This window comes from Rothia sp. P5766 (assembly GCF_048513555.1).
Classification (GTDB): Bacteria; Actinomycetota; Actinomycetes; order Actinomycetales; family Micrococcaceae; genus Rothia.
On sequence record NZ_JBLXXS010000011.1, the window covers coordinates 90226 to 97306 of the forward strand.

Below are 7081 nucleotides of genomic sequence, written 5' to 3' on the forward strand. Positions count from 1 at the left end.
TCATAGGTTTACTGCTCATTAGTTTTCTTCCTTCTCCTTCTACGGCGCCTTCTTCTAGGCTTAGGCACACTGGTGGCCTTGTCTGAGACCACTGAGTCTTTCTTGTGGTTAGTATTTCTACTTCCCGTCCCGTCCCGTCCCGGCATATCCAAATCCGTCGCCCTGGATATTGCGAGTGATTCGGAGTGTGATAAGTCGGCTGAGTTATTTGGTGCTGTTGCCCAAGGCGCAATGCTTGGAGTCCAACTTGCTGGAGCCGGTGTTTCAGGCTCAACAGCTTTGGCGCTTTGGGCGTGAGCTTCCTTGACCCAGTCGGGTGCGTTTTCGAGTGCTTCGTCCATTCGTTCGAGGTCGAAATTATAGGTTTCCTCCTCTGGCGCCTCGACCGGGGAAGGATCGACAGTTTTGGGACCCGTAGCTTCTGGAGCCAGTGTTTCAGGCTCGACAGGGGCCGGTTCAACCGCAGCTGAATCAACTTCACCGGTGGGCTCAACAGGGACGAAACGCTCAGCGCTTTTGACCTCGATAGGTAGGGCATAGACTTCTTCGACAGGTTCGCCGTTATCGGCTAGGAAACGTGCTGTTTTCTGGCCGTATCGGGGTTCCTCCGGAACAGGCAGAGGGGTGCGATTTGCCCAAGCGAATACATCATTCTTTCGTGAGCTGTTGCATGAACGGCAGGCAACGACCATGTCGTCAGGGGTGACTGCACCATGACCTGGCTTGATGTGGTCATAGGTCGCACCTCGCGGGCCTTTCTGATCACCCCAGAATACGACTTTTCCGCACCAGCGACAGGCGTCCCCGTCGCGCTTGCGGATTGGCACGATAAACGTTTTATTCCTGGTGTCGTTGCGCTGCCTATTCTCCCATTCGATATCCTCCTTCAGCCTCATGTGGAATAGTTCGTGGTCATCAATGATTTTGTAGGCCTTACGGCCGTCTTCACCCTGAACTTCGGTGAAGTAGCCACATGCGATTGCTGACTTGATGAGACGCGGCGCTTCCGAGAGTCCAGCAATAGAGCGGATGGTGCCGAGTTCCACGACGTAGTCGGTTTTATGCCCTGCTGCGTGAATTGCGCAGGCAGTAACGAAACCGAAGAGCTCCCAAAGAGTCCTGCCATCAGCTTCCTCAAGTTCTAAGGCACGGAGGACTACGGGGTGAGTAATGCTTGTGTCTCCGACTCTCAGCCAAGGCACTACTTACCTCCGCGAGTGCGGTGGTTGGTTGTGGGGTGTTGGTGCATGGTGGGCTCCTTGGGGTTGTGGTGGTCATTGGTTACTGCCAGCGAATTTTTAGGTGTCTTTTTTCGCTGATATCTGTTGTGAATCCGAGTGCATTGAAATGATTAGCTAGTTCTGTTGCATGTGTTTCGTCGATGGGGACTTGTAGCTGTGTTCTTCCGTTGCGGTCAGCACTATAGATTGTTTCTGAAATATCTTTGATTTCTTCTACAAGTGCCTCGGTCACTTTCGCTCTCCTGTTGTCTCTGGGTCGTAGTCGGTCAGGTCGTCCTCTTGGAGCCGTTGGGAGCCGTCGGGGAGTACCCAGATGATTCGGGTGGCTGGTTCGTCGGCGGTGATGGTCAGGCTGGCGGTGTCAGGGCCGTGGGCGTACCAGATGCCTTTTCCTTTGTCAGAGGGGTTCGTAGCCCAACCATCCGCGCGGGCGGTGGGGGTTCCGGTGGTGGTGATGTAGGCCCCGGTGACCGGTTGACGGGCCTTGTACGTGAATACCGTGGGCCTGACCGTTGGTACCAGGGAAGAAGGCGGGGCCGACCCTGACGACTTCTGCTGGACTACACCTGCAAGTACGGCGCAGGCGATACCTGTGATGAAAAGGCTAGTAATGAGGGCCAGGGCGAAGTAGGCCTGCACCGGGGCCTTATGACGTGGCTTAACTGCGAGAATGTCTGGGCGTTTCATCTTCTCTCCTAGTTTTCGAGTTGGGCTATTTGTTCTTCAATGGGTGGGAGCAGAAGCTCCCGGAGCCGGGTCAGACCCTTGGTTGTTACGCGTACCTGCGGGGTAGTTACCTTGCGAACGCCCTCGTTCTGGTCGTAGTAGCTCTGGGCCTTGGCCGTGAGGTAGCCGCGTTCAATAGCGGTCTGCTTGATGTGGCGCTCACCGGCACGGCGGTAGGTCCAGCCACGCGCGTCCAGCTCCCGAAAGAGCCGCAGTGGACCGACATCAATTCCAGCCCGCTGCAGCACCTTGGCGGCGTCACCGACCGAGCAAGACCCCTCAGCGCTCAAGAAATCCTCAAAGGCTTCTACCTTGGGCTTAGCGGCCTCAAGCTGAGCCTTCTGCTCCTGGACTACAGCGGTGAGTTCCTGCATGAGCGCCAGCGAGCGCTGTTCGAGGGTCTGGCCCTGGGGTGCTTGGTATTGGCCGGTTTTTCGGATGGTGGGTAGGACTTCGTGGGTTACCCAGTTACTGAAAGCTCTTGCTTCTTGTTTGCGGGAGTTGAAGATTGCTTTGTAGAGCCCTGATTCAGTGATGGTGCTCATTTGCTGGGTTCCGCCAGGGGTATCCACTTTGTGGGTCCCCTTTTCTTCCTCTTCTAGCATTCGGAGCATGTGGCCGGTTTGTGCATACCCAAGTGCGTTGGCTACGTCTTTGGCTATGAAGTAGGGGTTGCCGCTGATGAGTATTGCTCGTAGCAGGAAGCTGTTGAAGCTGAAGTTCTGGATGTCTTGGGTCATGGGGTTATTCCTCGGTGAGTTGGTTGGCTAGTGCTCCGATGAGGTCGGGTCGGAAGTCGCGCCAGTAGTCGCAAGGGGCTGTGTCTTCGGGTTCGAGGGCGAAGTTGAGCATGACGACGGGTACTGAGGTGATGCCTTGATGGGCGAGTTCTTCTGCGAGTTTGCGGTTCTCTTCTTTGTCTACGTCGTAGACCTTGAGAGTGACACCGTCGATGGCTGATATGAGGTGGCCGTTTTCGTCTTTGGTGGCGATACCAGCATCTACGAACTTGCGTTTGGTCAGGTTGCAGGGCTGGCAGCCGGTTGATTTGGTGTAGAGGGTAATAGTTTTATTGGTCATGGGGTTTTCTCCTGTTCGTCGAGTATGTTGATGATGTCTTGGAGGCTGTAGCCTTGTGGGCTGCCTATTTGCTCGTGGTCGGTGAGGTAAGCCTGTAGGCGAGCTTTTACAGCAGGGGCTAAGGGCTGTGCGGGGTTGATGGCCACGGTCGCAGCCAGGGTGAGCGCTGTTGCCAGCAGAGCAGCCAGTAAGACCGTGGCGAAGCCCTTAGCGGCGAGCGTCAGCAATGTGGCGGTCACTTGCGCTCCTTACGAAAAGTTCGAAAGCCTGGTTCAGGGTTCCTGTGATCTGCTCGATAGGTGCTCGCTGGTAGGCCCCGTGGAGCTCCACACCGTTGGCGCTGATGGTTACTGCTGCGCCCGCGTGCTCCTGGGCGGTTTTGCGGGCATCTTGAACCTTGCGGCGCGAGCGGGTGAGCTGGGCCTGCAGCTCCTTGGTCTTAGCGGTGAGTTCGGCGTTCTTAGCTCGCTCTGCTGTCAGTTCTTCCTCTAGGACCTTGGTGATGCTGGTCTGCTCGGCTTCAACCTTGAGTGCTCTGGTTTCTTCCTCCGCTTTTTCAGTGAGGTCTTTGGCCTCAGCTAAGGCTTTAGTCAGGTCAGCGTTGATACCGGCCAAGGTGTCGTAATTCTCGGCATAATCATTAAGCTGAGATTCAAGTTCCTTGATACGGGCGTCCTTGGCCCGCAGAGCCTGAGCCACAGCCGCAGGATTCGGAACCCGGCGGCCGGCCGGAGCAGGGGCCGGGGCGGGTGCCTGGGCGGCTAAAGCGCCGCCGGCACGCTTCGGGTCACGGTAAACATAGCCACTGCTCATTAGAAGTTCACCTCATCACTAACACCCTCAGCCTCAGTCCCAGGCAGAGCTGGCTCCCAAAACGCCCAGGCCTGCCTGATAGCCTCACCCGGCTCAATACCGTAGACACTCTCTAAGAACTCAAACTTGCGCGCGGCCCAAGTCCCGTTCTGCGCCGGGTCATGCTCATTCAGCCTGTAAAGATTGCTCGTGCCGGAGCCATTTACGTTGATGACCTCATACAAGAAGAGGGCGTAGGCGAGCTGGTCGATAGTTTTCTCAGCGAGCTTGGCGCGTCCCTTTTCCCGCAGGTCCTTATCCTCAGGGTCATGGTCGATACCAAAAATTTCCAGAACGGATTTCAGCGTGTAGTTTCTGTCGCAGATAGCAGCGATCAGGGCGGCATGAGCGGTTCCCTTGAGCTTGGCCGGCTTATGAACCAGCTCCTCCAAGTGCTCTTTGAACTTGGGGTGCTCCACGCGCAGGGCCAGCTCAACCTTTTCACGAGCTTCCTGCTCCGCGATTTCCTCAGCAGTCAGCTCAGGCTCAGCAGCCTCTTCCTCCTGCTCAATGAAGGCGTACCACTGGACCCGCTGAGCGCCGTGACTCAAGTATGCCCGCAAGCAATCCTTACCGTACTCATCGAGGACTTTTTGAGGGATAACGTAGTTCGACAGTTCCAGCACTTCCTGCGGCTTCGTCGGCAGTTCGCTGTAATAGAAAGGCGGCAGAAATGTGTATTCAGATGACCGGGTCTGCTCAGCATCAATCAGCTCATAACCCAGCCCGGTCAGATGGGCGTGCAACTTATCAACGGACTGCCGCCAATTCAGGGTGCTAGAAGCCCGACTGGTAGCCTGCTTCCAGCGCCAATCATCACCGGACTCAGCGGCGGTAGTCAGATCCTTTGCCAGGTCGGGCTCATCGCTGTACTTAGCGATTTCCTCAGCCTGGAACAGGTCAATCTTCTTCTCCTTGACCGCCGCAAGAACCTGCTCACCAGCACCCAACAGCTGGGTACGACGGCGCACCGTCGAAACAGACTTAGAGGTTGCCTTAGCCACCTTCTCAAGGGAGTAACCAGGTAAATCAAGCATGGCTTGCATAGCCTGGCCCTCTTCAACTGCAGTTAGATCAGCCCGGTGAAGATTTTCGGTCAGCATGACAGCGATTTTGTCTGCATCACCGGTGAAACGGTCAGTTACCACCTCGCACGAGAGGCTAGACCAGCCCAAACGCCTAGCGGCGGCCAGACGACGGTGGCCAATAAGAACCTCATAGTCGCCCTCACGGGAAGGGTGAGGCACCACGAGAAGGGGCTGTAGCAGACCTTTCTCGCGCAGAGAATCTGCCATCTCGCTAATAGCCTGTTCGTCCCCTACATCTTCGCGAGGGTTCAACGGGCTAGGAAAGAGTTGGGTGAGCTCCAGGTCGGTGATAGTCATAGTAGTCATGGGTTGGGGTCTTTCGTGGGTGGAAACTTTTGGGGAAACTTACGGACAAAGAATTCGGGGCTGATTAGCCCATCGGGTTGCGGTAGCTAAAGAAGGAGTGGTGACGGCGGGCCTGCCGGATCTGCTCAGCGGTTAGGCCATGCTCACGGCGATAGGCCTGGATCACGCGGTCTACCTGGTGCGCTTCGGCCCGGAGCTCGGCGGCTTTCTCAGCCAGCTCCACCGCAATACGCTGGGTACTCAGCACCCGCTGCTTACGGAGCACCAGCACAGCAGGCTCACTGGCTCGCTTGACCCAGAAACGCGGCTCGGTGATACGGGGTTCGGGCAGAATACTCACCGGCCACCCCCAGAGCGCCCAAACGCCGGCATCGTGTAGATCAGCACCGGAACCAGGGCGAGGGCGGCCAGAGTGCCACCGTTGGCGGTACCGGGGTTAGCCAGCCCCAAGAAAGCCAGCAGACCCAGCAGAGCGAACCACGTTCTCAGCTTCATGCCGCCACCGCCGGGACCTGCTCAATCTGATACTGCTCAGTGGTGAAGGTAGCGATCTGGCGTGTCCAGCCACCCTCAGAAGCGAAGACCTCATTAGTGGCCCAGTCAATAGTGATAGGGGAGCGAGGCTCCAGCGCACTTGTCAGAGCGTGTTTAACAGCCTGACGGCGGGCCTCAGCACGGCGCTTAGGGTCTTTGTAGGCCCGGTACTGGACTTCTTGGGCGGCCAGGCGGCGCGGTTTGTCTTCGCGGGTGATGACGATGCCCACTCGCTCGTGGACCATTTCAACGGTTGCGGTCATTGTTCTTCCTTCTGGTGGTTGTTCCGCTGGTGCTCAGCGAGCAACAGCTCAAGTTCTTCTTCATCGGCCAGACGACCTAGCGCAGTGCGTGAGCTGCGCTCTTCGGCCCATTCACAGGCCGGGCATGATTTGCGGGTAACGGTGCCGGGGTTCATGCGCCCTCCCGGTTCATTTGCACCATGAATTCGAGGTCCGAGGGGGGCCACTTAGGTGAACGCCCAATCATGACCGGGGGCGGAACTTTGCCTTGTCTGCGCCAGCGGCGGAGAGTCTCGTCGCTGACACCTAAGATTCGGCAAAGGTCGCTGACTGAGTAGAACTCGGTACGGGTAGCAGTTGCAGTAGCCATATGTCAGCTCCTTTCAAAAATTTGTCTGTTGTGCTTGTATTCCGCGCCGGGCGGTTTAACGAGATACTTTTAACCTCCGTTAGCTATTGAGGAGGTCGTTTTGGCTTATATCGAGTTCTTTGTTCAGGGCGCTACTTCGCCGGTACGTTTTGAAGCCGATGCTGAGGTTGTATTTGCCTGGGAGTCAGCTATTCGTAAATTTCCGAAGAGTGCTTCTGATTGGGTTGAGATTCGGGTCGGCAAGTCCGTGTTCTTTAGGATTCCTGCCACTAGCCCATTTGCATGTGACTACGGTGTGTTGTCCGATGCTGAACCTTTTAAAGCTGTCCGCCTAGCTGATCTCTATGAATTGCTGTCAGAACAATGGCAAGCCGGTAAAGTGCTACTCAATGATGAATATGAGCCTGTTACCCGGATTTATGTTGCTGGCATTCGGGAGTTTGATGAGTACATTGATTTCGCTTTTGAGCGTCGTCAGATTGAGCGCTGGTAAGCAGTGCCTTGTGCTGTCGAACCTCGTCCAACTTGGTTTGTAGCCGGCTCCTTTCTGTAGGGTATTCGGCAATCATCTGTGCGTATTGCTTGTCGATGGTTGCAAGTCTTTTTTCTAGGAGGGATTCGGCTTTGTCGCACCATTCAAGG

Annotated in this window: 14 protein-coding genes; 1 reads left to right on the plus strand and 13 read right to left on the minus strand. The window is 56.2% G+C overall.

Features of this window, described 5'->3' with window-relative positions; all coding sequences use genetic code 11:
- Window positions 1–8: 8 nt before the first annotated feature.
- From ACN08V_RS07350 to ACN08V_RS07410, 13 genes are all read right to left on the minus strand, one after another.
- Complete coding sequence (locus tag ACN08V_RS07350; protein WP_419105074.1) at window positions 9–1202, minus strand: hypothetical protein; 1194 nt, start codon at window positions 1200–1202, stop codon at window positions 9–11.
- 79 nt (window positions 1203–1281) lie between these two features.
- Entirely contained in the window at window positions 1282–1473 is a 192-nt protein-coding gene (locus ACN08V_RS07355; RefSeq protein WP_419105075.1) for a hypothetical protein, read from the minus strand.
- Window positions 1470–1928: a hypothetical protein gene (locus tag ACN08V_RS07360; RefSeq protein ID WP_419105076.1), complete on the minus strand. Its 459-nt coding sequence runs from the start codon at window positions 1926–1928 to the stop codon at window positions 1470–1472. Before ACN08V_RS07360 ends, ACN08V_RS07355 begins: the two co-directional genes overlap by 4 nt.
- Before the next feature lie 8 nt (window positions 1929–1936).
- Entirely contained in the window at window positions 1937–2707 is a 771-nt protein-coding gene (locus tag ACN08V_RS07365) for a phage antirepressor (RefSeq protein ID WP_419105077.1), read from the minus strand.
- A gap of 4 nt (window positions 2708–2711) precedes the next feature.
- On the minus strand, window positions 2712–3047 hold the full coding sequence (locus ACN08V_RS07370; RefSeq protein WP_419105078.1) for a hypothetical protein: 336 nt from the start codon (window positions 3045–3047) through the stop codon (window positions 2712–2714).
- Entirely contained in the window at window positions 3044–3286 is a 243-nt protein-coding gene (locus ACN08V_RS07375; protein WP_419105079.1) for a hypothetical protein, read from the minus strand. The genes ACN08V_RS07370 and ACN08V_RS07375 overlap by 4 nt, the downstream gene beginning before the upstream one ends.
- On the minus strand, window positions 3255–3860 hold the full coding sequence (locus ACN08V_RS07380) for a hypothetical protein (RefSeq protein WP_419105080.1): 606 nt from the start codon (window positions 3858–3860) through the stop codon (window positions 3255–3257). The genes ACN08V_RS07375 and ACN08V_RS07380 overlap by 32 nt, the downstream gene beginning before the upstream one ends.
- Complete coding sequence (locus tag ACN08V_RS07385; protein WP_419105081.1) at window positions 3860–5293, minus strand: ParB/RepB/Spo0J family partition protein; 1434 nt, start codon at window positions 5291–5293, stop codon at window positions 3860–3862. The genes ACN08V_RS07380 and ACN08V_RS07385 overlap by 1 nt, the downstream gene beginning before the upstream one ends.
- 64 nt (window positions 5294–5357) lie before the next feature.
- Window positions 5358–5633: a hypothetical protein gene (locus ACN08V_RS07390; protein ID WP_419105082.1), complete on the minus strand. Its 276-nt coding sequence runs from the start codon at window positions 5631–5633 to the stop codon at window positions 5358–5360.
- Window positions 5630–5788, minus strand: coding sequence for a hypothetical protein (locus ACN08V_RS07395; RefSeq protein WP_419105083.1), 159 nt, complete (start codon window positions 5786–5788; stop codon window positions 5630–5632). The genes ACN08V_RS07390 and ACN08V_RS07395 overlap by 4 nt, the downstream gene beginning before the upstream one ends.
- The gene (locus ACN08V_RS07400) at window positions 5785–6090 is read right to left on the minus strand and encodes a hypothetical protein (RefSeq protein ID WP_419105084.1); all 306 of its coding nucleotides are present in this window, start codon (window positions 6088–6090) and stop codon (window positions 5785–5787) included. The genes ACN08V_RS07395 and ACN08V_RS07400 overlap by 4 nt, the downstream gene beginning before the upstream one ends.
- Window positions 6087–6245 carry a hypothetical protein gene (locus ACN08V_RS07405; protein ID WP_419105085.1) on the minus strand — a complete coding sequence of 53 codons (159 nt, stop codon included), beginning with the start codon at window positions 6243–6245 and terminating at the stop codon, window positions 6087–6089. The genes ACN08V_RS07400 and ACN08V_RS07405 overlap by 4 nt, the downstream gene beginning before the upstream one ends.
- Window positions 6242–6439 carry a helix-turn-helix transcriptional regulator gene (locus ACN08V_RS07410; protein WP_419105086.1) on the minus strand — a complete coding sequence of 66 codons (198 nt, stop codon included), beginning with the start codon at window positions 6437–6439 and terminating at the stop codon, window positions 6242–6244. Before ACN08V_RS07410 ends, ACN08V_RS07405 begins: the two co-directional genes overlap by 4 nt.
- A gap of 100 nt (window positions 6440–6539) precedes the next feature.
- Here ACN08V_RS07410 and ACN08V_RS07415 point away from each other — a divergent pair, with 100 nt between their 5' ends.
- Window positions 6540–6932 (plus strand): hypothetical protein, encoded by a 393-nt coding sequence (locus ACN08V_RS07415; protein WP_419105087.1) that lies wholly within the window; start codon window positions 6540–6542, stop codon window positions 6930–6932.
- Window positions 6933–7081: the final 149 nt, after the last annotated feature.